General features: G+C 62.1%; 17 protein-coding genes. 11 read left to right on the plus strand and 6 right to left on the minus strand.

Translation table 11 applies throughout. The annotated features are described in order from the left end of the window. Nucleotides 1–47: 47 nt before the first annotated feature. On the minus strand, nucleotides 48–977 hold the full coding sequence (locus HX821_RS26600; RefSeq protein ID WP_003218560.1) for a LysR substrate-binding domain-containing protein: 930 nt from the start codon (nucleotides 975–977) through the stop codon (nucleotides 48–50). Nucleotides 978–1257: 280 nt separating this feature from the next. Here HX821_RS26600 and HX821_RS26605 point away from each other — a divergent pair, with 280 nt between their 5' ends. After that, nucleotides 1258–2490: an MFS transporter gene (locus HX821_RS26605; RefSeq protein WP_177036869.1), complete on the plus strand. Its 1233-nt coding sequence runs from the start codon at nucleotides 1258–1260 to the stop codon at nucleotides 2488–2490. Here HX821_RS26605 and HX821_RS26610 read toward each other — a convergent pair. Continuing rightward, nucleotides 2428–3342, minus strand: a complete 915-nt coding sequence (locus HX821_RS26610; protein ID WP_134326764.1) for a LysR family transcriptional regulator — start codon at nucleotides 3340–3342, stop codon at nucleotides 2428–2430. The genes HX821_RS26605 and HX821_RS26610 overlap by 63 nt on opposite strands. A 114-nt stretch (nucleotides 3343–3456) precedes the next feature. Between HX821_RS26610 and HX821_RS26615 the strand changes: the two genes are divergently transcribed. From HX821_RS26615 to HX821_RS26650, 8 genes are all read left to right on the plus strand, one after another. Beyond that, the gene (locus tag HX821_RS26615) at nucleotides 3457–4338 is read left to right on the plus strand and encodes a hypothetical protein (protein WP_177036871.1); all 882 of its coding nucleotides are present in this window, start codon (nucleotides 3457–3459) and stop codon (nucleotides 4336–4338) included. 50 nt (nucleotides 4339–4388) lie between these two features. After that, complete coding sequence (locus HX821_RS26620; protein ID WP_177036872.1) at nucleotides 4389–5615, plus strand: Xaa-Pro peptidase family protein; 1227 nt, start codon at nucleotides 4389–4391, stop codon at nucleotides 5613–5615. Between the two features lie 389 nt (nucleotides 5616–6004). Then, nucleotides 6005–7630 carry an ABC transporter substrate-binding protein gene (locus HX821_RS26625; protein WP_177023318.1) on the plus strand — a complete coding sequence of 542 codons (1626 nt, stop codon included), beginning with the start codon at nucleotides 6005–6007 and terminating at the stop codon, nucleotides 7628–7630. Nucleotides 7631–7698: 68 nt separating this feature from the next. Further along, nucleotides 7699–8652 (plus strand): ABC transporter permease, encoded by a 954-nt coding sequence (locus HX821_RS26630; RefSeq protein ID WP_087693498.1) that lies wholly within the window; start codon nucleotides 7699–7701, stop codon nucleotides 8650–8652. Further along, entirely contained in the window at nucleotides 8649–9485 is an 837-nt protein-coding gene (locus HX821_RS26635; protein WP_177036874.1) for an ABC transporter permease, read from the plus strand. Before HX821_RS26630 ends, HX821_RS26635 begins: the two co-directional genes overlap by 4 nt. A 2-nt stretch (nucleotides 9486–9487) precedes the next feature. Continuing rightward, complete coding sequence (locus tag HX821_RS26640) at nucleotides 9488–11125, plus strand: ABC transporter ATP-binding protein (protein ID WP_177036875.1); 1638 nt, start codon at nucleotides 9488–9490, stop codon at nucleotides 11123–11125. A gap of 84 nt (nucleotides 11126–11209) precedes the next feature. After that, nucleotides 11210–12379: a hypothetical protein gene (locus tag HX821_RS26645; RefSeq protein ID WP_003218578.1), complete on the plus strand. Its 1170-nt coding sequence runs from the start codon at nucleotides 11210–11212 to the stop codon at nucleotides 12377–12379. 143 nt (nucleotides 12380–12522) lie between these two features. Continuing rightward, a complete protein-coding gene (locus HX821_RS26650; RefSeq protein WP_008432889.1) occupies nucleotides 12523–13398 on the plus strand; it encodes a LysR substrate-binding domain-containing protein in 876 nt (291 codons plus the stop codon). On the opposite strand, the gene HX821_RS26655 is transcribed toward HX821_RS26650, so the two are convergent. The 4 genes from HX821_RS26655 to fae all read right to left on the minus strand — a co-directional run bounded on the left by HX821_RS26655 (nucleotide 13345) and on the right by fae (nucleotide 17880). Beyond that, complete coding sequence (locus HX821_RS26655; protein ID WP_177036877.1) at nucleotides 13345–14718, minus strand: MFS transporter; 1374 nt, start codon at nucleotides 14716–14718, stop codon at nucleotides 13345–13347. The two genes, HX821_RS26650 and HX821_RS26655, sit on opposite strands and share 54 nt — an antisense overlap. Nucleotides 14719–14892: 174 nt before the next feature. Then, nucleotides 14893–16326: an NAD-dependent succinate-semialdehyde dehydrogenase gene (locus HX821_RS26660; protein ID WP_177036879.1), complete on the minus strand. Its 1434-nt coding sequence runs from the start codon at nucleotides 16324–16326 to the stop codon at nucleotides 14893–14895. Beyond that, entirely contained in the window at nucleotides 16323–17357 is a 1035-nt protein-coding gene (locus HX821_RS26665) for an aldo/keto reductase (RefSeq protein ID WP_102606526.1), read from the minus strand. Before HX821_RS26665 ends, HX821_RS26660 begins: the two co-directional genes overlap by 4 nt. Nucleotides 17358–17367: 10 nt before the next feature. Further along, nucleotides 17368–17880 (minus strand): formaldehyde-activating enzyme, encoded by a 513-nt coding sequence (fae, locus tag HX821_RS26670; RefSeq protein ID WP_003212394.1) that lies wholly within the window; start codon nucleotides 17878–17880, stop codon nucleotides 17368–17370. A 333-nt stretch (nucleotides 17881–18213) separates the two neighbouring features. Between fae and HX821_RS26675 the strand changes: the two genes are divergently transcribed. Together HX821_RS26675 and HX821_RS26680 are read left to right on the plus strand one after the other, a co-directional pair. After that, nucleotides 18214–19464 (plus strand): ribonucleotide-diphosphate reductase subunit beta, encoded by a 1251-nt coding sequence (locus HX821_RS26675; RefSeq protein ID WP_008432895.1) that lies wholly within the window; start codon nucleotides 18214–18216, stop codon nucleotides 19462–19464. A gap of 52 nt (nucleotides 19465–19516) precedes the next feature. Further along, on the plus strand, nucleotides 19517–20005 hold the full coding sequence (locus HX821_RS26680; protein ID WP_003208512.1) for a DUF1289 domain-containing protein: 489 nt from the start codon (nucleotides 19517–19519) through the stop codon (nucleotides 20003–20005). The last annotated feature ends 66 nt before the right edge of the window (nucleotides 20006–20071 follow it).

Raw genomic sequence — 20071 nt, forward strand, 5'->3', positions numbered from 1 at the left:
TAAGTGGCCGTTACCGCAGCAATGGATATGTACACAAACCCCACTCCTCACCCAGCCGCCAAAGAAGGCTCCAACTGCCGCTGAGCCAACCAAATCTCCTCCTGCAGCCACTGCGCAAACACCTGCAACTGCGGCGTATCCGTCTGCTCCGGCCGGGTCACCAGCCAATACGACTGATGCCCCTCCACATGCACATTCAGCACCTGCGTCAACTGCCCACTGGCCAACTCCGAAGCGACCATATGCCAATCCGCAATGGTAATCCCCAACCCATCGATCGCCGCCCGAATCGCCAAATCCAGCAGGTCAAACTCATACCCCCCCTCGATATCAACCCCACTGATCCGCGCCGCATCCAGCCAATGCTTCCACGTCAGATACCGCTGATCCTCCCGCGCCAGCACATGCAGCAACGTCATGCGATTCAGATCAATCCCGTCACTCCACTCCCGGGCATACAACGACGGCGCACACACCGCGATATGCCGCTCCTGAATCAACAACGAGCTGTCCAACCCATCCCATTCCCCATCGCCAAACCGAATCGCACAATCCAGCGTACTGGTCTCCGCCAGGCTGTCCTGCAACCGCGTGGTAATGCTCAGCTCCAACTCCGGATGCTGCTCGCGCAAGCGCCCCAACCGCGGCATCAACCAACGATTGGTAAACGTCGGCGGCGCATTGATGTGCAGCCGATTGGCATGGGACTTCTGCTGGATACTGCGCACCGTCAGCTCGATCTTGTCGAACGACTGGTGCAACGCCCGCAGCAACACCCGCCCGGCACTGGTCAATTCCAGGTGATGGTGACGACGCTCCAGCAGGGCCTCGCCCAACTGTTCTTCAAGCTGGCGCACCTGGCGGCTGACCGCACTCTGCGTGACGTTCAACAGCTCGGCGGCCCGGGTAAAACTGCCGGTACTGCCGGCGACTTCGAAAGCTTTGAGGGCGTTGAGACCGGGCATTTTGCGTTTCATGGACGACACTCGGGAGCACAGGGGAAATAACCTGCACAACATACCTTTTTGTATTGGGTCAGCGGTAGCACTCCAGCCTGACAAACAATTAATCGTCGCAAACGCTGAAAGTGTCGTTTATCGCTACAGACCGTCGCTCACGAATAAATAGCCTGCGTATAACGCATGCACACTAAGACAATTAAGCATTGGTCGTCGCCAGGCTATAAACGCTAGTCTGCCGATGTACTTCCTGTAACTTCGCCCCTCTCTTTCGCGATTAACTTATCGAGTCATCGCCATGTCCAACGCCCCCGTTTCATCCCGGCGAAGTATTGGCTTGCTGGCACTGGTGTTTACCGCCTGCAACGCCACCACCCACGGTTTCAGTGTGTTCCTGTATTCGGCGCTGTTGCCGCAGATCCGCCTGGCCTTTGAGCTCAGTTACAGCCAGGCCGCGTTGATTGCCGCGCTGTTGCAGCTGTTCTACATGGGCGCCTCGATTGCCAGCGGCCTGGCGGCGGCGTGGATCAGCCCGCGCAATATGGTGCGCCTGACCATCGTCCTCAGCCCCGCCCTGCTGGCCCTGGCCGTCGCCACGCCGTGGGTGCTGCCGTTTGCCCTGTGCCTGGCACTGGTGTCGGCGTGCGCGGTGTCGAACTGGAACGCGATTTCGGCCCTCGCTCAAGAGGTGATCCCGACTACACATCGCAGCCGGGTGCTCGGGCTGGCGTCCTCGGGCTCAGCCTTTGCGCTGTGCTTGAACGGGCTGTTGATCGCGCTGTTGCAGGGGTTGTCGTTGCGCCAGTTCTGGCTGATCTGCGCCGGGTTGACGCTGGTTGTCACGCTGTTGACCCTGTGGGCACTGGCCCCGATCAAGCAACCGACACCACGCGAGACCATGGCGCCGGCGCTGAACCAAGTGCTGCGCCAATGGCTGAAGTTGTGCGTGGCACAACCGGTGGCAATGCAGATCGTCTTGCTCAGCGCGTTTATCGGCGCCATCAGCGGGCCGTTTCTGAATTTCCTGTCGGCGTTCGTCAGCGAGCAGCTACAGGCCAGCGCCTCCGTCACCGGCTCGATGTGGACGCTGATCGGGATCGGCGGTGTGATCGGCGGCTTGCTGCTGGGCACGCTGGCAGATCGTTGGGGGGCGTTGCGGGTGATGGCCCTGAGTATCGGCGCGTTTGGTCTGAGCATGCTCGGCTTGCTCGGGCACCCGAGCCTGGTACTGAGCTGGCTGGCGGCCGGGCTGTTCGCGCTGTTCTATTTCCCGTGTTGGGGCTTGATGGCCGCCTACGTCGGTGCCCGGCTCAGCCCGGTGCACAGCCTGCAAGTGGTGAGCCTGAGCATGGTCAGCTACGGCCTGGCGAGTGCCACCGGCAATGCCTTGTGCGGCTGGCTAATGCAAGTCACTGGCGAATTTGCGGTGGTGCACGGCTGGATCGCGGCCTGGGTGTTGGCCAGTCTGTTATTGCTCAAGCGCATGGCCCAGCGACACACCCGCGAAGCGCTGGCCGCCCAGATGCCCTGAGTGGCCCAGTTGCCGACGCAGAATCTCCACCAGGGCATCCACTTCCGGCACCTGGCAACCGGCTGAACGCCAGAACATCAGGCGTGCCGGCGCAATCGGCGGGAAGCCCTGGCGCTCGTCCAGAATCTGCCAGTCGGGTGGCACCAGGCGCCGCGCCATCACGCCCACCGACAAGCCCTGCTCGATCGCAATCGCAATGCCGCGCGGGCTTTGGCTGGTGTAAACCACCTGCCACGAGCGCCCGGACTGGGCCAGCGCCTGCACGGCGTTCGCACGGAACGCGCAGCCTTCGGCGTACACCGCCAACGGCACCGACTGACGCCCCACGCAACTCCAGCTGGGCGCCGCGACCCACACCAACGGCTCGTCGCACAGGTATTCCCCGCTGTGCAAACCTGCGTGTTCCACCCCCAGCACCAGGTCCAGCTCGCCCCGTTGCAGGCGCCCCACCAGGGCCGTCGACATCTCGCAGCACACATCGGGCCGTACCTGGGAGAACTGCGCTTGGAAGTCCTTGAGCATCCCGCCCAGGCAGTACTCGGCGTAGTCCTCGGGCATGCCGAGGTGGATACACACCTGTTGATTGGGCAATTGCGCGGCGCTGACGGCCTCGCTGTGCAGCTTGAGGATCTGCCGGGCGTAGATCAAAAAGGTTTCGCCACCGGGGGTCAGGCCCACCGAGCGGCTGGTACGGCGGATCAGTGGCGTGCCGACGATGTCTTCCAGGCGTTGCAGGCTCTGGCTGACGGTGGATTGGGTCTTGTGCAGGCGCTCGGCGGCCGCCGAAAACCCCTGGCACTCGATAATTGCCACAAACACTTTAAGCAGGGTGCCATCCAGTTCGCCCGACATAACTATCGCCCTCGCCGATGGATTCGATCACAACTTGTAATTTCCACTTTGCACCTCGTTCAGCAACTATCGGGTCAGCCAAAAAACACCAACTGATAGTTCCGGGAGTCTTGCATGAGCCTTCAACTTGCTGACGCTGAAGTGGGCGATATCAGCGACATTATTAATACCGAGCTGTATCCCATACATGATTCGGGCCATGTTCAATTACAGGCCCTGATCGAACACGCCCGGGCCGAACTGGCCAAAGACGGCTGCTGCCTGCTGAAGAACTTCCTGCGCCCCGCAGCGCTTGAGCAGGCGCGCCTGGAAGGTTTGGCGCTGTCGGGCAAGACGTTTTATTCGGTGCGCAAGGTCAACGCCTACTTCACCGAGGACGACACCTCCCTGCCCCACGATGACCCGCGCCGCACGTTCATGGAGCGCACCAGCGGCTTTGTGACCCGCGACATGATCGCCCCGGACGCGATCATCCACCGGCTGTACGTGTCGCCGATGATGAAACGCTTTATCGGTGCCTGCCTGAATGAGCCGGAAATCTTCGAGTACGCCGACCCGTTCGCCGGGCTGGTGATCAACGTGATGCCGGACGGCACCGAGCAGCCCTGGCACTTCGATACCAACGAATTCATCGTCAGCATGATGACCCAGAAGCCCGAGGCCGGCGGCCTGTTCGAGTACGCGCCGATGATTCGCTCGCGCACCCAGGAGAACCTCGGCGCCGTCGGCAAGGTGGTGCGTGGCGAGGACCGTTCGCGGGTGCAGGAACTGGAGCTGAATCCCGGCGATTTGCAGATATTCAAAGGGCGTTTTTCGGTGCACCGGGTGACCCGCGTGGAAGGCGCCACCGAGCGCAACACGGCGATCTTCGCCTACTCCGAAAAGCCCGGAATCATTGGCCGTGCCCAGCGCACCAAGCAGCTTTACGGACGCCTGTCCGAAGCCCATCTGCAAGCCGAACGCAACCTGGTCCGCAGCGACCAGTTGCTCGACTGATTCACACCTAAGAAACCTTGAAACCGTATTTGCCCTGCGAGGAACACCCCATGAGTCTGTCCGGCCCCAACCGCAACCCCGCTGACTGCGAACCTACCCATGACGAGATCCAGCAGATCCAGTTGGACCGTCTGCAACGGGTACGCAACGAGCTGAAAAAACGCGACTACGCCGCCTGCGTACTGTTCGACCCTACCCACATGCGCTACGCCACCGGCTCACGCAACATGCAGGTGTACTCGGCGCGCAACCCGGCCCGCTATGCGTTTATCCCGGCAGAAGGCCCGGTGGTGGTGTTCGAGTTCGGCGGCTGCCTGCACCTGGCCGAAACCCTCAACACCGTCGATGAAGTGCGCCCGGCCAAAGCCATCTCCTATTACTTCTGCGAAAGTTTCCTGGGCAATGTCACCGCCGGCTGGGCCGCGGAAATCGATGAGCTGGTGCGCAAATGCGGCGGCGGCAAACGCATCGCCATTGAAAGCGCCACCTCCGCTGCGGCCTTCGAACTGCAAAAGCTCGGCTATCAGATATTTGATGCCCAGGAACCGCTGGAACGTGCGCGCTGCATCAAGGTGCCGAACGAACTCAAGATGATCCGCGCCAGCCTGCGTGCCACTGAAGCCGGGGTGCGCCTGATGGAAAGCAAACTCACCCCCGGCATCAGCGAGAACGAGCTGTGGTCGCACCTGCACCAGCACGTGATCGCCACCGACGGTGATTACGTCGAGACCCGCCTGCTGTCCTCCGGCCCACGCACCAACCCGTGGTTCCAGGAGTGCAGCACCCGGCCCATCGAAGCCGGCGACCTGGTAGCGCTGGACACTGACGTGGTCGGGCGTTTCGGCTACTACGCCGACTTCTCGCGGACCTTCCTGTGCGGTGAACAAGCCGCCACCGCCAAGCAGCAGGAGCTGTACAAACTGGCCTACGAGCAAGTGCAGACCAACATGGAAATGCTCAAGGCCGGGCGCAGTTTCAAGGAGTACGCGGAACTGGCCTGGAAGATTCCCGAGCATTACAAAAACAACCGTTACTTCGCCCTGGTGCACGGGGTTGGCATGACCGGTGAATACCCCTACGTGGTGCATCGCGAAGATATTGATGCCCTGGGCTACGACGGCGTGTTCGAAGCCGGCATGACCATCTGCGTGGAAAGCTACATCGGCCACGACGACGGCGGCGAAGGGGTCAAGCTCGAAGAGCAGATCTACATCCACGAACACGGCATCGAGTTGCTCTCCGACTACCCGTTCGACCCGCGCTTGTTGAGGTACTGATCGTTCCCACGCTCTGCGTGGGAATGCATCCCGTGACGCTCTGCGTCACCGTTTCGCAGAGGGGACGCGGAACGTCCGGGGCGGCATTCCCACGCAGAGCGTGGGAACGATCGGTCGGTGGGGAGCGACATGTAACATGCGTTTATAGAACGTTCCAACGCAGAATTTGTCGTTTGTCGATCTTTGCGCAAATGACAAAACTGCGGGCATCTCTAATAAAAACAACATGAGAGCTGCCCTATGTCCTGTCCCATTGCCACCCTCCCGACTTCGTTGCGCCTTGTTCTTCTGCCGGCTTCACAGCGGTCACGGTCGCGCCTTCGCGGCGCTTGCCATTGACCCTTGCGGTTCAACAAAAAAACGCATATTCGCAAGTACCGGAGAGGCTTATGAAAGAGTTGACTACCCTGGACGGCGCCGCGCCGCATCCAGCCGTAAATGATCTGTGTGCCCAAGTGCAAAGCGGCGAAATCAACCGTCGCCAATTCCTGCGCACGGCCGCGCTGCTGGGCATCACCGTCGCCAGTGCCAGCACCTTTCTCGGTTCCGCACTGCTGGGCAATCACGCCCAGGCCGCCGAGCCACGCCAGGGCGGCAGCCTGCGGTTTGCCTGCGCGATCCAGGAAATCCAGGACCCGATGCTGATCACCTGGATCGAAGCCTCGAACCTGCTGCGCAACTCGGTGGAATACCTGACCTGGGTCGACGCCGACAACATCACCCACCCTTACCTCGCCGAGAGCTGGAGCCCGTCGGAAGACCTCGCCACGTGGACCTTCAACCTGCGCCAGAACGTGAAGTGGAGCAACGGCGACACCTTCAACGTCGACGACGTGCAGCACAATATCGAACGCTGGATCGCCGCCGATTCCAAGTCGGTGAACCGCACCGCGTTCCAGGACATCAAGGCCTTCGAAAAAGTCAGCGAGTTCCAGTTCCGCCTGGTGCTCAAGCGGCCGATCCTGGCGATCCCGGAGATGCTCAACGCCTTCACCTGCGCCATCGTGCACCGCAGCTTCAAGGCCGGTGACGACTGGGCGAAAAACCCGCTGGGCACCGGGCCGTTCAAGCTGGTTTCATTCGCCGTGAACAAGCAGGCGACCTTCGCCAAGCGCGCCGATTACTGGGGCAAACCAGCCAACCTTGACGAGTTGCGCTACATCGACATGGGCACCGACGTGTCCACCCACCTCGCCGCCCTGCAAGCCGGGCAAGTCGACGTGCTGTACCGAGTGACGGTGGCTGAACTGGACCTGGCCAAGCGCTTGCCCGGGGCCCAGTTGCTGACCTGCAAGTCGGCGCAAACCGTGGTGATGCGCATGGCCTGCGACCAGAAGCCGTTCACCGACCTGCGCATCCGCAAGGCGGTGGTGCTGTGCGCCGATAATGCGCAGATGCTGAAGATCGCCTATCGCGGCATGGGCACCCTCGGCGAAGACCATCATGTGGCGCCTTCCCACCCCGAATATTTCCCGCTGCCCAAGCGCAACCGCGACGTGGCGGCGGCCAAGAAGCTGCTGGCCGAAGCCGGCTTCCCCAACGGCATCGACATTGACCTGATCGTCGGCAACACCCAGGGCCGCTATGAACAGGACTGCGCGCAGATCCTGCAACAGAACTGCCTGGAAGCCGGGATCCGCATCAACCTCAAGGTGATCCCCGCCGCGCAGTACTGGCCGATCTGGGACAAGGCCGCCTTCAGCCTGACCTACTGGGCCCACCGCCCGCTGGGCGTAATGTCCCTGGAACTGGCCTACCGTGGCGGTGGTGCCTGGAACGAAAGCCATTACAGCGACCCGGCGTTCGATGCCGCGCTGGACAAGGCCATGGGCATCATCGACCCGAAACAGCGCGCCGTGGCGATGGAAGATGTCGAACGCATCCTGCAGGACGCCTGCGTGATCGTGCAGCCGTTCTGGGGCGACAAGTTCACCGCCGTGAGCAAAAAGGTCCAGGGCTTCCAGGTGCACCCTTCCGACTTCTACCCGATGGACAGTGTGTGGATGAGCGCTTGATCTAGCGCACGCCCTCCTCCCTGCCCGCACACGGGCAGGCATCCCTTGAACAGTCGGAGCATGCACCCATGGCTCATTTTCTGATGCGCAAGTTATTGGCGCTGGTGGCGACCCTGCTGTCGGTGTCATTGATCGTGTTCCTGGCCCTGGAACTGAATATCGAAGACGTGGCGATCAACGTCCTCGGCCCCTACTCCGCCGCCGACCAGCGCGCCGCGTGGCTGGTGGAACATGGCTATAACCAACCCTTTGTGTGGCGCTACCTGGTGTGGCTCAAGGACTTTGTCAGCGGCGACTGGGGCACCTCGGTGTACTTTCGCGAATCAGTGATCAAGCTGCTGCTGCCGAACCTTGCGCAAACCCTGACCCTGGCCGGCCTGGCCTTGCTGGTGATGGTGCCGGTGGCGTTGACCCTCGGCGTTCTGGCCGGGATTCGCCAGGGCTCGGCGCTGGACCGCCTGGTGTCGTTCCTGTCGATCGTCACCACCTCGATTCCCGACTTCGCCAGCGCGGTTTTCGTCTCCGCGATCTTTGTGTTCTGGCTTAACTGGCTGCCCGGTGTGAGCAGCATGAGCGAAGGCTTCAGCGTCGTGCAATTGGTGCTGCCACTGATGGTGCTGTGCCTGTTCGGCATCGGTTACCTGGCGCGCATCACCCGGGCCTCGATGGTGGAAGTGATGCAGGCGCCGTACATCCGCACGGCGCGACTCAAGGGCGCATCGACCTCACGCATTGTGCTGCAGCATGCCCTGCGCAATGTGCTGATCGCGCCGGTCACGGTGATCATGCTGTACATCCCGTGGCTGCTGTCGAACGTGATCGTGGTGGAGGTGTTCTTCGCCTACAAGGGCTTCGGCTCGCTGCTGTACACCGCCTCGCTGAACCATGACGTGTACCTGATCGAAGCCTGCGCGATGGTCAGTGCCGTGGTGGTGGGCATCACCAAGATTTTCTCGGACCTGGCCTACACCTGGCTCAACCCGCGCATCACCCTGCGCAGCCTCGGCGGAGGTGCCCAATGAACCTGCTGCACTCGTTCAAACATCCCTTGGCATTGCTCGGCCTGCTGCTGGTGGGCGGCTGGGTGGTGATCGCGCTGTTCGCACCGTGGATCGCGCCCCATGATCCGCTGGAAAGCTTCACGCCCTTACTGACGCCAATGACCGTCGGCGACAACGGCCAGAGCTTCCTGCTGGGCACCGATATGATTGGCCGCGACATTCTCTCGCGGCTGATCTGGGGCACCCGTACCGTGCTGTTCTGGTCGATCCTCGCCACGCTCACCGCGTTTGCCGTGGGCATCGCCATGGGCCTGTGCGCCGGCTACTTCAACGGCTGGGTCGACGGCGTGCTGTCGTATGTGGCCGACACGGTGCTGTCGTTCCCGGTGCTGGTGCTGTACATCGTGATCATCATCGCCCTCGGTGCTTCGGCGCTGAATATCCTGATTGCGGTGACCTTCACCAGCGCGCCGGCGATCTTCCGGATCATGCGCGCCCTGACCATCGATATTCGCTCGCGAGACTACGTGCTCAGCGCCATCACCCAGGGCGAAGGCTCGCTGCGGATCATGCTGGTGGAAATCCTGCCCAACTGCGGCGGGCCGCTGATTGTCGATTTCTGCCTGCGCATCGGCTACACCGCGATCATGATCGGCGCCCTCGGCTTCCTGGGCCTCGGGCTGCCGCCGCCCACACCGGACTGGGGCGGCATGATCAATGACGGCCGCGCCATGGCCATCGCCTTCCCGCACCTGGTGATCTTCCCGTGCATCGCCATCTCCACCCTGATGCTGGGCCTGAGCCTGTTGGCGGACGGCCTGGATGAACACGCCCAGAAAGGCGCAAGGAGTTGAGCATGAACCACACGCAAGTACTGCGGGTGCAGAACCTGTCCATCGAATTGCCCGCCGGCGCCGACCGCAGCCACGCGGTGCAAGGCATCAGCCTGGAAGTGCGCAAGGGCGAAATCCTCTGCGTGATCGGCGAGTCCGGCTCCGGCAAGTCCGTGCTGTCGGCGGCGATCATGGGCGACTATGCCAAGGGTTTGCGGCATACCGAAGGCGTGATCGACTTCCTCGGCGATGACATTTGCACCCTCGACGAGGAGCGTTTGCGCCAGCTGCGGGGCAACCGTATCGCGATGATTTTCCAGGAGCCCATGGCGGCGCTGAACCCGGCGATTCGCATTGGCAAGCAAGTGGAAGAGATCTTCGATATTCACGCACCGCAGATGCCTGGCGCTGAACGCCGCGAGCGCATGCTGGCGCTGCTGGAGTCGACGCAACTGCCGGACCCGCCACGCATCGCCAACAGCTTTCCCCATCAACTGTCTGGCGGGCAATGCCAGCGGGTGGTGATTGCCATGGCGCTGGCGATGAACCCGGACCTGCTGATCGCCGACGAACCCACCACGGCGCTGGACGTGACCACCCAGGCGCAAGTGCTGAAGCTGGTGCGCGAGCTGCGCGGCCGCGGGCAACACGGCATTCTGTTTATCACCCATGACTTCGGCGTGGTGGCGCAGATTGCCGACCGTATCGCGGTGATGGAAGGCGGCCGGCTGGTGGAAATCGGCGAGCGCGACCAGGTGCTGAATGCCCCGGCCCACGCCTACACCCGCAAGCTGATTGCGGCCGTGCCGGCGCTGCACCCGGAGCTGCACAAGCCGAGTGCCGACGGCGAGCTGGCATTGCGCATCGAGCACCTGACCAAGACCTACACCGTCGGCGGCAGCTCGGTGGCGGCCTTGCGCAATGTCTCGCTGCAACTGCCACGGGGCAAGACCCTGGCGATTGTCGGCGAGTCCGGTTCGGGCAAAAGCACGTTGGTGAAAGCCGCGATCCGCCTGGTGGACAGCGACAGCGGCCACGTATGGGTCGGTGACACCGACTTCCTGGCCCTGCGCGGCTCGGCGCTGGCGGCGAATCGTCGGCGCATCCAGATGATTTTCCAGGACCCGTATGGCTCGCTCAATCCTCGGCACCGGGTGGGCGACATCATCGCCCGCGCCGCGCAATTGCGCGGGTTGTCGGCCAAGGATGCGTGGGCTGAAGCCGGTGATTTGCTGGAACAGGTGGGCCTCAAGCGCGACGCCCTCAAGCGCAAGCCCCGGCAGTTCTCCGGCGGCCAGCGCCAGCGCATCGGCATTGCCCGCGCCCTGGCGATGCGCCCGGAAGTGTTGATCGCCGATGAGAGCGTGTCGGCCCTGGATGTCTCGGTGCAGAAACAGGTGCTGGAACTGCTGGCCGAACTGCAGCAGCGGCTGAACCTGAGCATCCTGTTCATCACCCACGACCTGCGGGTGGCGGCGCAGATCAGCGACTACATCGCGGTGATGCGCCAGGGCGAAGTCGTGGAATACGGCACTGCCGAGCAAGTGTTGCTGCGACCTCAGAACACTTACACCCAGACCTTGCTGGCCGCCGCCCCCGGCGCCTCGGAACTGCCCGCCGCCGGCCCGCCGCTGCGGCTGATTCGCCCGCAAGCGCACTGAGTCAACCCTTTACCCCGCGTCGCAGCGTTCGTTGCGGCAAGGGGCTGCTGTTGCCAAAAAATAACCAATAACGAGAGCAAAACCATGCGACCAACCTTCCGTTACATCGCTCTGGTCCCTGTGCTTGGCGCCCTTGCGGCACCGGCCATGGCCATTCAAGTCACCGACAACCTCGACCTCGGCGGCGCCGTGCGCGCCCGTTGGGACTACGACCCGGATCGCGACATCCAGAAGTTCGGCCTCGACACCGCGTACCTCAGCGCCAAGTACAACTCCGACACCTGGATCGGCGAGGCGCAGTACCGTTTCTACGGGCGCTCCTACCCGTACCAGTACACCAAGAACTACGGCGATATCCAGTTCGCGAAGTTCGCCTGGGTGGGCTACAAGTTCAACCCCGACCAGCAGGTGCAAGTGGGCCTGAACACAGTGCCGTTTGGCTTGCAGCCGTACTTCGGCAGCACCTTCTACGAAACCCTGGGCAACGTGATCGGCCTGGAAGATGTGCAGCAGGTGGGCGCCAAGTACATCCAGCAAAGCGGCGACTGGAACATCCAGGCCGGTTACTACCTGCGCCCGGCGTGGCAAGGCAAAGGCACGAGCAAGGGCGTGACCTACTCCAGCGTGATCTCCGAGGCCGACAGCTACGTGGGCGACGGCAGCAACAACCAGGAACGCAACACCGTGGTGGTGCGGGTAGCCAAGGCCATGGACCTGGGCGGGTGGAAATCGGAAGTCGGGCTGTCCGGCCTGACCTCCACCCTGGAGAACAAGGACACCAACGACGATGGCCGGCGCAACGCGGTGGCGATCCACTACCTGGGCAAGAACGGCCCGTGGGGCGTGCAATTGCAGGCGGCACGGCAGCAGATGTCGCCGCGCAACCCGGGCACCGACAGCGTGGTGACCCTGGGCGGGTATGACGGCACGTTCAACGTGGCCAGCCGCGGCAATCTGTATGTGGCGGATTTGAGCTACGACGTGGGTGGCAAGTACCTGTTTGACCAGGTCAGCGGCGTTAAGCTGTATGCCAACTACAGTGCGTTTGACAAGTCCGAGGATCAGTTCAAGACCTCGCAGCGGGTGATCCTGGGCACGTCGTTTTCGGTGAGTAAACTGTGGGTGGCCACGGAGTGGTTGATCGGCAAGAACGATCCGTATATTGGTGGGAGCAGCTATACCGAGAGCTTGGGAGCTGGGGGGAGTAACCAGTGGGAGAATCAGTTGTATATGAACATTGGCTACTACTTCTAAAATAGGCGGCGTCTTCACTGACGCCTTCGCGAGCAAGCCCGCTCCCACATTTTGACCGCGGCGCCGATCAAATGTGGGAGCGGGCTTGCTCGCGAAGAGGCCGCCAAAAACACCATAAAAACAACAGGTGTGGAATCCATTTCATGCGCCAACTGCCCTCCCTCAACATGCTCCGTGTCTTCGAAGAAGTCGCCCGCCACCGCAGCTTCAGCCAGGCCGCCGTGGGCCTCAACGTCACCCAGGGCGCCGTCAGCCGCCAGATCAAACAACTGGAAGACTACCTCGGCGTCGCCCTCTTCATCCGCACGCCCCAGGGCCTGTCCCTGACCGAAGCCGGCTTCGCCCTCTCCCCGCACCTGAGCGACGCCTTCGACCATATCGAGCGCGCCCTGCACGCCGTGCGCGTGCCCAACCTGCGCCAGCGCCTGCGCATCGTCGCGCCACCCACCTGGGCCACCCGCTGGCTGTCCGCCCACCTGCGCAGGTTTTGCGAGCGTTACCCGGACATCAACCTCAGCGTCACCCACCAGAACACTCACGCGAGCCTGGCGGAAATCGACTGCCAGGTCCGCTTCGGCCTGGAAGCGGCCACGCAGTGCAGCAGTGAACTGTTGGTGATGGAACGCCACATCGCCGTCGCCAGCCCGGAACTGTTCAGCGACGGTCAGCCGCCCGACCTGCGGCGCTTTCCGCTGCTGCACATCCTGCACGACGGCAAGCGCTTGAAGGTCTGGGAGAACTGGCTGGCGGCCATGGGCCGGGAAGATATCGATGCAGGCCAGGGCCTGGAATTCAGCACCCTGGACCAGGTGATCCACACCGCCCTGGCCGGCGGTGGGCTGGCGGTGATCGACCGGCAGATGATCGAGCGTGAACTGGCGAATGGCAGCCTGCTGCCGATCACCCCGGTGGAGGTGATCGGCCCGTATGGCTATTGGCTGGATGTGGCAAGTGACAAGCAGGGTTTATCCAAGGTTCGGTTGTTTACGCAGTGGTTGAACCGGGTGAGCAATCCCTGACACCGCAGGCTCGGCCTTGCACGCCTGGCTCAAGGTCAACGCCTTGGTTTCCGGCGCCCAGGCCCAGGAGATGATCGCGCCCAGCACCAGGATAGCGGCGAGGATGCCCATGGTCGGGCTCAGGCCGATCCCCGCTACGCTCACCGGCAACAGGAAGGTACTCACCGCCGAACCCAGGCGGCTGACGGCTGTGGCAAGGCCGATGCCGCTGGCCCGCACTTCGGTCGGGAAGCTCTCCGCCGGGAATACGCCCACCAGGTTGCTCACCGCCGACAGCACCAGGGTGAATACGCCGAACGTCAGCACCATCAACCACGCCATGCTGCCCGGCAATACCGCCAGCAGGAACAGCGCCGCCGCCAGGATGATGAACGAGTTGATCAGAAAGCCCCGCCGGGAGAATTTCACGGTGCACCAGATGCCGATCAAGGCGCCGATGATCAGCAGCAGGTTGAGCATCAGCTCGGTGCCAAAACCTTCGGCCAGGCCCATCTTCTGCAGGATCGACGGCAGGAAGGTGTAGATGGCGAAGTACGGCATCACGATGCACACGAAGAACAGGCAGTTGAACGCGGTGCGCTTGCGGTATTCACGGCTGAACAGCACGCCGTAGCCGGAACGGGTTTGCGTCGACGGTTCTTCATCGAGGGCCACGTGTTCGCCGAGGTGTTTCTTGACGATGGCTCGGGCCTCGGCAATCCGGCCCTGGTTGATCAGCCAGCGCGGCGATTCGGGCGTGCCGATGCGCGCGATCAGGATCAGCCCGGCAGGAATTGCCGACGATGCGAGCATCCAGCGCCAGGCATCATCGCCGAGGCTGAGCATGGCGGTGCCGACGAAAGTCGCGGCCACGTAACCAACCGTCCACACCACGCTGAAGGAGCCCAGCAGTACCCCGCGATGTTTCCTGGGCGAGAACTCGGCGAGCATCGCGTGGCCGACGCTGAAGTCGCCGCCCAGGCCGATACCGATCAACACCCGGCAGAGGAACAGGCCCATGGCGGTTTCGGCGTAGAACTGCATCACCGAGGCAACGGTGATCAGGACGAAGCTGACCAGGAAGATTTTCTGCCGGCCGAGGGTGTCGGAGATCCAGCCAAAGAACAGGCTGCCCATAAACAGGCCGATCAGGGCCGAGGCGCCGATCAGGCCTTGCCAGAAGGCGTCCAGTTGCATCTGTGGGCTGAGCAAGGTGAAGGCAATGCCGATCAGGCCGAGGATGTAGCCGTCGGTGAAGTGGGCGCCGAAGGTCAGGCCGGCGATTTTAAGGTGGAAGCGACCGATGGGCAGGTCGTCGATTTTGATGGGTTGAGTGGACATGGTGTTCTCCATATTTTTGTTCTTGACGGAGTAACAGCGGGCAAGCCCATTTCCCTGTGGGAGCGGGCTTGCTCGCGAAGGCGGTGTGTCAGTCAATGCATGTGGTGGCAGGCCCACCGCTTTCGCGAGCAAGCCCGCTCCCACATTGGATCGGTGTTGTTTGGGAGAGTGGGGTCAGAGACCGCCCATCAACAGGTATTTGATCTCCAGGTAATCCTCCAGGCCGTACCTGGAACCTTCACGGCCCAGGCCCGACTCCTTGATCCCGCCAAACGGTGCGACTTCGGTGGAGATGATCCCTTCGTTGATCCCGACCATGCCCGCTTCCAGGCCTTCGGCCATGCGCCATACGCGGCCGATGTCGCGGCTGTAGAAGTAGGCGGACAAGCCAAACGGCGTGTCATTCGCCTGTTGCAGCACTTCGGCTTCGTCCTTGAAGCGGAAGCAGGCCGCCACCGGGCCGAAGGTTTCTTCCTGGGCAATCAGCATCTCGCCGTGGGCTTCGGTGAGGATGGTCGGTTCGAAGAACGTCCCGCCCAAGGCATGGCGACGGCCGCCGCACAGCAGCTTGGCGCCTTTCTCGAGGGCGTCGCCGACGTGGGCTTCAACCTTGGCCAACGCGGCCGCATTGATCAGCGGGCCTTGTTCGGTTTCGCCCTCGAGGGCGCTGCCGACGCGCATCGCAGAGACCGCTTCGGCCAGCTTGCGGGTGAACGCATCGTACACACCGTCCTGGATAAAGAAGCGGTTGACGCAGACGCAGGTCTGCCCGGTATTGCGAAACTTGGAAGCCATGGCGCCTTTGACGGCAGCGTCCAGGTCGGCATCGTCAAACACGATAAAGGGTGCGTTGCCGCCCAGTTCCAGGGAGACCTTTTTCAGGGTGTCGGCGGCCTGGCGCATCAGCAGCTTGCCGGTGCGGGTGGAGCCGGTGAAGGACAGCTTGCGCACAATGCTGGAGGCTTGCAGTGCGCCACCGATGGCCACGGCATCGCCGGACACGATGTTGAACACGCCCGCCGGAATCCCGGCCTGTTCTGCCAACACCGCCAGGGCAAAGGCCGACAGCGGGGTTTCTTCCGACGGTTTGAGAATCATCGTGCACCCCGCCGCCAGCGCCGGGCCGACCTTGCGGGTGACCATGGCCAGGGGAAAGTTCCACGGGGTGATCGCCGCGACCACGCCAATGGCTTCCTTGGTCACGATGATCCGCGCGTCGGCCTTGTGGCTCGGGATCACGTCGCCATAGGCACGCTTGGCTTCTTCGGCAAACCATTCGAGGAAGCTCGCGGCGTAGACCACTTCGCCCATGGCTTCGGCCAGAGGTTTGCCCTGTTCCAGGCTGAGCAGGTGGGCCAGGTCCTTCTGGTTGCTCAGCATCAACTCGCTCCAGCGCTTGAGGCGCTGGCTGCGCTCCTTGGCGGTGAGCTTGCGCCAGGCCGGCAACGCGCGGTTGGCGGCGGCAATGGCCAGGTTGGTTTCTTCAGCACCGGCGCGTTGGACTTCGGCGATCTGCGCACCATTGGCCGGGTTGCGCACCGGGTAGACCGGCCCACCGCTGGACCATTGGCCATCAATGAAATTGCCTGTGCGAATCAGCGGGTTCATGCCACGGCCTCTATCAGGTTAAAACGGTCCAGGCCCGGACGGGCGCTGCGCAAGATGCGTTTGCCGGCGGTGTAGTCGTTGATCACATCGCACGGCGTGTAGTTGCGTTCCAGCTCGTGCAGTTCTTCGGCATCCAGTTGGGTGTCGAGGGCTGCAAGCGCGCTATCAAATTGTGCGGTGGTGTCGGCGCCCACCAGCATCACGTCCACACCCGGATGATTGGCCACCCAGGCCTGGGCAATCTGTGCGTTGGACACGCCACGGGCACGGGCCACACGTTGCACCGAGTGGGCGATGTCGAACGACGCCTGGTCGCTGTACATCTGCTGGGTGAAGAAGTCGGTCTGGTTGCGGGTCGACTGCACTTCGCCGGTGAGCAAGCCACGGGCCAGCGGGCTGAACACCGACACGCCCAGGCCCTGGTCGCGGCAGAACGGGATCATCTCGCGCTCTTCCTCGCGGTAGGCGCAGTTCAGTTGCAGCTGCATGTTGATCGGCTTGACCCAGCCATTGCGCTCGCAGGCCATGAGGATTTTTGCCAGTTGCCCGGTGAGCATGGTCGACACGCCGATGTAGCGCGCCTTGCCGGAACGCACGATGTCGTTGAGGGCGCCCATGGTTTCTTCCACCGGGGTGTTCACGTCGAAGTAATGCAGCATGAACACGTCGACGTAATCCATGCCAAGGCGGCTCAGGGACGCGTCGATGCTGTCCATGATGTGCTTGCGCGAATGGCCGCTGGCATTGATGCCGCTGCGGGTGCCGTAGCCGACCTTGGTGGTGACCACGATGTCTTCACGGCGCGCAACGCGCTTGAGGATGCGCCCGACCACTTCTTCGCCGACACCTGCGGAGTAGAAGTCCGCCAGGTCGATGAAGTTGACGCCGTTGGCCAGGGCATGGGCAACGATGGGTTCGCTTTGTTTCTCGTCGAAAATCCACGGCTTCCAGTCCGGGGTGCCCATGTTCATGGTGCCCAGGCACAGGCGCGAGACTTGCAGGCCGGAGTTGCCCAAACGGATGTATTGCATGGGAATGTCCTCAGGCTTTTGGCGTGTAGAAAGGGTTGCTGATGTGGTTGACCACATCCGCCAGTTGCGCGGTGTGCGGCAAGCCTGTGAGGGCGGCGCGGATCGCGGTGCGGCAGGCGTTGTAGTTGTTCAGGTAGACCGCATCCAGGTCGTCGCAGGCCGGGTTGACCCAGTTGGCGGTGACAATCGCCCACTCGTCCTCGGCTTCCGGCGGCAGGGTGCCGTCGAGCAGGGCTTCGAGCACCGCCTTGGCGATCCCGGCCTGGGACGCGCCCCAAGTGGCATTGCCGTGCAGGTCGCTGCCGATGGCGGCCTTGTTGACGTAGAGGGTCATGGGTTTGACCGGGATGTTCGGCTGGGCAATCACCATGAACGGGCAATGGCCCTGGCTTGGCGACGCCAAACTGTTGGCAAACGCCTGGCCGGCCGGACCGTTGCGCGGGCCGATGAGGATGTTGATGTGGGCAGCATTGACGCCTGGGCCTTCGAAGCCTTCGCCGATGTACAGATCAAGTGCTTTCATTTCGCAAACGCTCTTTTTTGTTATGGGGAGCTGGTTGGCGAATTTTTAGCACTGGCCCGGGTAGCGGCCGTAACCATTAAAAGTCATGGGGCTGTGAGTTTTAGTCATGGCCCTGCGACCATCGGCCTGGTCTTGTGCGTTGACCAACGTTGTTACACCCCATATAGTGTGCCCACAAACACAGACAACCACTACATAGTGTGCAAGAACGCTGAACACCGACCACACTATGCGCAGTATTTCAATGCCTTGAAGCCTGCAAAACGCACATTTTTGAACACGCTGGGTGAATCGAAGCCCACGCCGTCAGACGGACCACGAAGGAGCAATTCAATGCTGAGTTGGGATGAAGCAGATCAACCAGACACCGGTGACGTAGTCATCCGGGGCGCCAACGCCGGCCACGCCACCGAAGCCAACATGGACCGCCTCGACGGTGCCGGCGCTGCCGCCGCCCTTGAAGCCCGCAACGTGACCGCCAGCGACTCCGCCGCGATCATCCGGGCCAAGGCCGCCCTCGACAAGCTTGACGTCGCCGAAGGTCTCGCCGAACTCGAAGGCTCCGCCGCCCGCGTCGCCGTTGACGAAAAGCGCATGATCAACTGCCGCGCCGACCTCAACCAACTCGTACCTTTCAAGTACGACTGGGCCTGGCAGAAGTACCTCGACGGCTGCGCCAACCACTGGATGCCGCAAGAGGTCAACATGACCGCCGACATCGCCCTGTGGAAAAACCCGGAAGGCCTGACCGACGACGAGCGTCGCATCGTGATGCGCAACCTCGGCTTCTTCTCCACTGCGGATTCGTTGGTCGCGAACAACCTGGTACTGGCCGTGTACCGCCTGATCACCAACCCGGAGTGCCGCCAGTACATCCTGCGCCAGGCCTTCGAAGAAGCGATCCACACCCACGCCTACCAGTACTGCATCGAATCGCTGGCCATGGATGAAGGCGAGATCTTCAACATGTACCACGAGATTCCATCGGTCGCGAAGAAAGCGGCTTGGGGCTTGAAGTACACCCGTTCGATCTCCGATCCGAAGTTCGAAACCGGTACCGTTGAGACTGACAAAGAGCTGCTGCGCAACCTGGTGGCCTACTACTGCGTCCTGGAAGGCATCTTCTTCTACTGCGGCTTCACCCAGATCCTGTCCATGGGCCGTCGCAACAAAATGACCGGCGTGGCGGAACAGTTCCAGTACATCCTGCGGGATGAGTCGATGCACCTGAACTTCGGCATCGATGTGATCAACCAGATCAAAATCGAAAACCCGCACTTGTGGGATGCCGAGATGAAGGAAGAAGCAACCCAGATGATCCTGCAAGGGACTCAGCTGGAGATTGAATATGCGCGTGACACCATGCCGCGTGGGGTGCTGGGGATGAATGCGGCGATGATGGAGGATTACCTCAAGTTCATCGCTAACCGTCGTCTGTCGCAGATTGGGTTGAAGGAAGAGTATCCAGGGACGACTAACCCGTTCCCTTGGATGAGCGAAATCATGGACTTGAAGAAAGAGAAGAACTTCTTCGAGACCCGTGTGATCGAGTACCAGACTGGCGGCGCGCTGAGCTGGGATTGATTTAAAGCGGCCCCTTCGGGGGCCGTGTTGTTTCACCTGTCGATGTTTTTTTATGCCCAATCAAACCATCAAGACACCCTGCGTCGGCCTGTGCTCCACCGTTTACGGAGACCTGGTATGCCGGGGCTGCAAGCGCTATCACCATGAGGTGATTCAGTGGAACGGCTACAACGCCGAGGAGAAACAGGCGGTGTGGCTGCGCCTGGAACAACTGCTGGTGCAGGTGATGACCAGCAAGCTGCAGGTACTGGACCCGCAGCGCCTGCGCCAGCAACTGGAAGATCGCAAGATCCGCTTTGTGCCCCACCAGTCGCCGTATTGCTGGGCGTACCAGTTGATTGCCCGGGGCGCGCGGGTGATTTCGAAGCTGGATGCGTATGGGTTGGCGCTGTTGCCGGAGTTTCGCGAGCGCAATCTGGCAGATTTGCGGGATGCGATTGACCGGGAGTTTTTCCTGTTGTCCGAGGCGCATTACGAGCGGTATATCGCGCCGGGGTTTCTGCGGGAATCGTTTGGGGCGCCGTTGATAGCCAGTATTTAGACAACCACACAGAACCAGTGTGGGAGCGGGCTTGCTCGCGAAAGCGGTGTATCAGTTGCCGGATAT

Origin of the sequence: Pseudomonas sp. B6001, assembly GCF_013386015.1 — a bacterium.
Taxonomy (GTDB): Bacteria; Pseudomonadota; Gammaproteobacteria; order Pseudomonadales; family Pseudomonadaceae; genus Aquipseudomonas.

What these genes read in the sequence shown, in the direction of transcription:
- HX821_RS26645 (WP_003218578.1), top strand. Translation starts at nt 11,210, where the DNA reads ATGCGACCAACCTTCCGTTACATCGCTCTGGTCCCTGTGCTTGGCGCC.
- HX821_RS26640 (WP_177036875.1), top strand. Translation starts at nt 9,488, where the DNA reads ATGAACCACACGCAAGTACTGCGGGTGCAGAACCTGTCCATCGAATTG.
- HX821_RS26680 (WP_003208512.1), top strand. Translation starts at nt 19,517, where the DNA reads ATGCCCAATCAAACCATCAAGACACCCTGCGTCGGCCTGTGCTCCACC.
- HX821_RS26665 (WP_102606526.1), bottom strand. Translation starts at nt 17,357, where the DNA reads ATGCAATACATCCGTTTGGGCAACTCCGGCCTGCAAGTCTCGCGCCTG.
- HX821_RS26610 (WP_134326764.1), bottom strand. Translation starts at nt 3,342, where the DNA reads ATGTCGGGCGAACTGGATGGCACCCTGCTTAAAGTGTTTGTGGCAATT.
- HX821_RS26650 (WP_008432889.1), top strand. Translation starts at nt 12,523, where the DNA reads ATGCGCCAACTGCCCTCCCTCAACATGCTCCGTGTCTTCGAAGAAGTC.
- HX821_RS26615 (WP_177036871.1), top strand. Translation starts at nt 3,457, where the DNA reads ATGAGCCTTCAACTTGCTGACGCTGAAGTGGGCGATATCAGCGACATT.
- HX821_RS26630 (WP_087693498.1), top strand. Translation starts at nt 7,699, where the DNA reads ATGGCTCATTTTCTGATGCGCAAGTTATTGGCGCTGGTGGCGACCCTG.
- HX821_RS26605 (WP_177036869.1), top strand. Translation starts at nt 1,258, where the DNA reads ATGTCCAACGCCCCCGTTTCATCCCGGCGAAGTATTGGCTTGCTGGCA.
- fae (WP_003212394.1), bottom strand. Translation starts at nt 17,880, where the DNA reads ATGAAAGCACTTGATCTGTACATCGGCGAAGGCTTCGAAGGCCCAGGC.
- HX821_RS26600 (WP_003218560.1), bottom strand. Translation starts at nt 977, where the DNA reads ATGAAACGCAAAATGCCCGGTCTCAACGCCCTCAAAGCTTTCGAAGTC.
- HX821_RS26635 (WP_177036874.1), top strand. Translation starts at nt 8,649, where the DNA reads ATGAACCTGCTGCACTCGTTCAAACATCCCTTGGCATTGCTCGGCCTG.
- HX821_RS26655 (WP_177036877.1), bottom strand. Translation starts at nt 14,718, where the DNA reads ATGTCCACTCAACCCATCAAAATCGACGACCTGCCCATCGGTCGCTTC.
- HX821_RS26620 (WP_177036872.1), top strand. Translation starts at nt 4,389, where the DNA reads ATGAGTCTGTCCGGCCCCAACCGCAACCCCGCTGACTGCGAACCTACC.
- HX821_RS26675 (WP_008432895.1), top strand. Translation starts at nt 18,214, where the DNA reads ATGCTGAGTTGGGATGAAGCAGATCAACCAGACACCGGTGACGTAGTC.
- HX821_RS26660 (WP_177036879.1), bottom strand. Translation starts at nt 16,326, where the DNA reads ATGAACCCGCTGATTCGCACAGGCAATTTCATTGATGGCCAATGGTCC.
- HX821_RS26625 (WP_177023318.1), top strand. Translation starts at nt 6,005, where the DNA reads ATGAAAGAGTTGACTACCCTGGACGGCGCCGCGCCGCATCCAGCCGTA.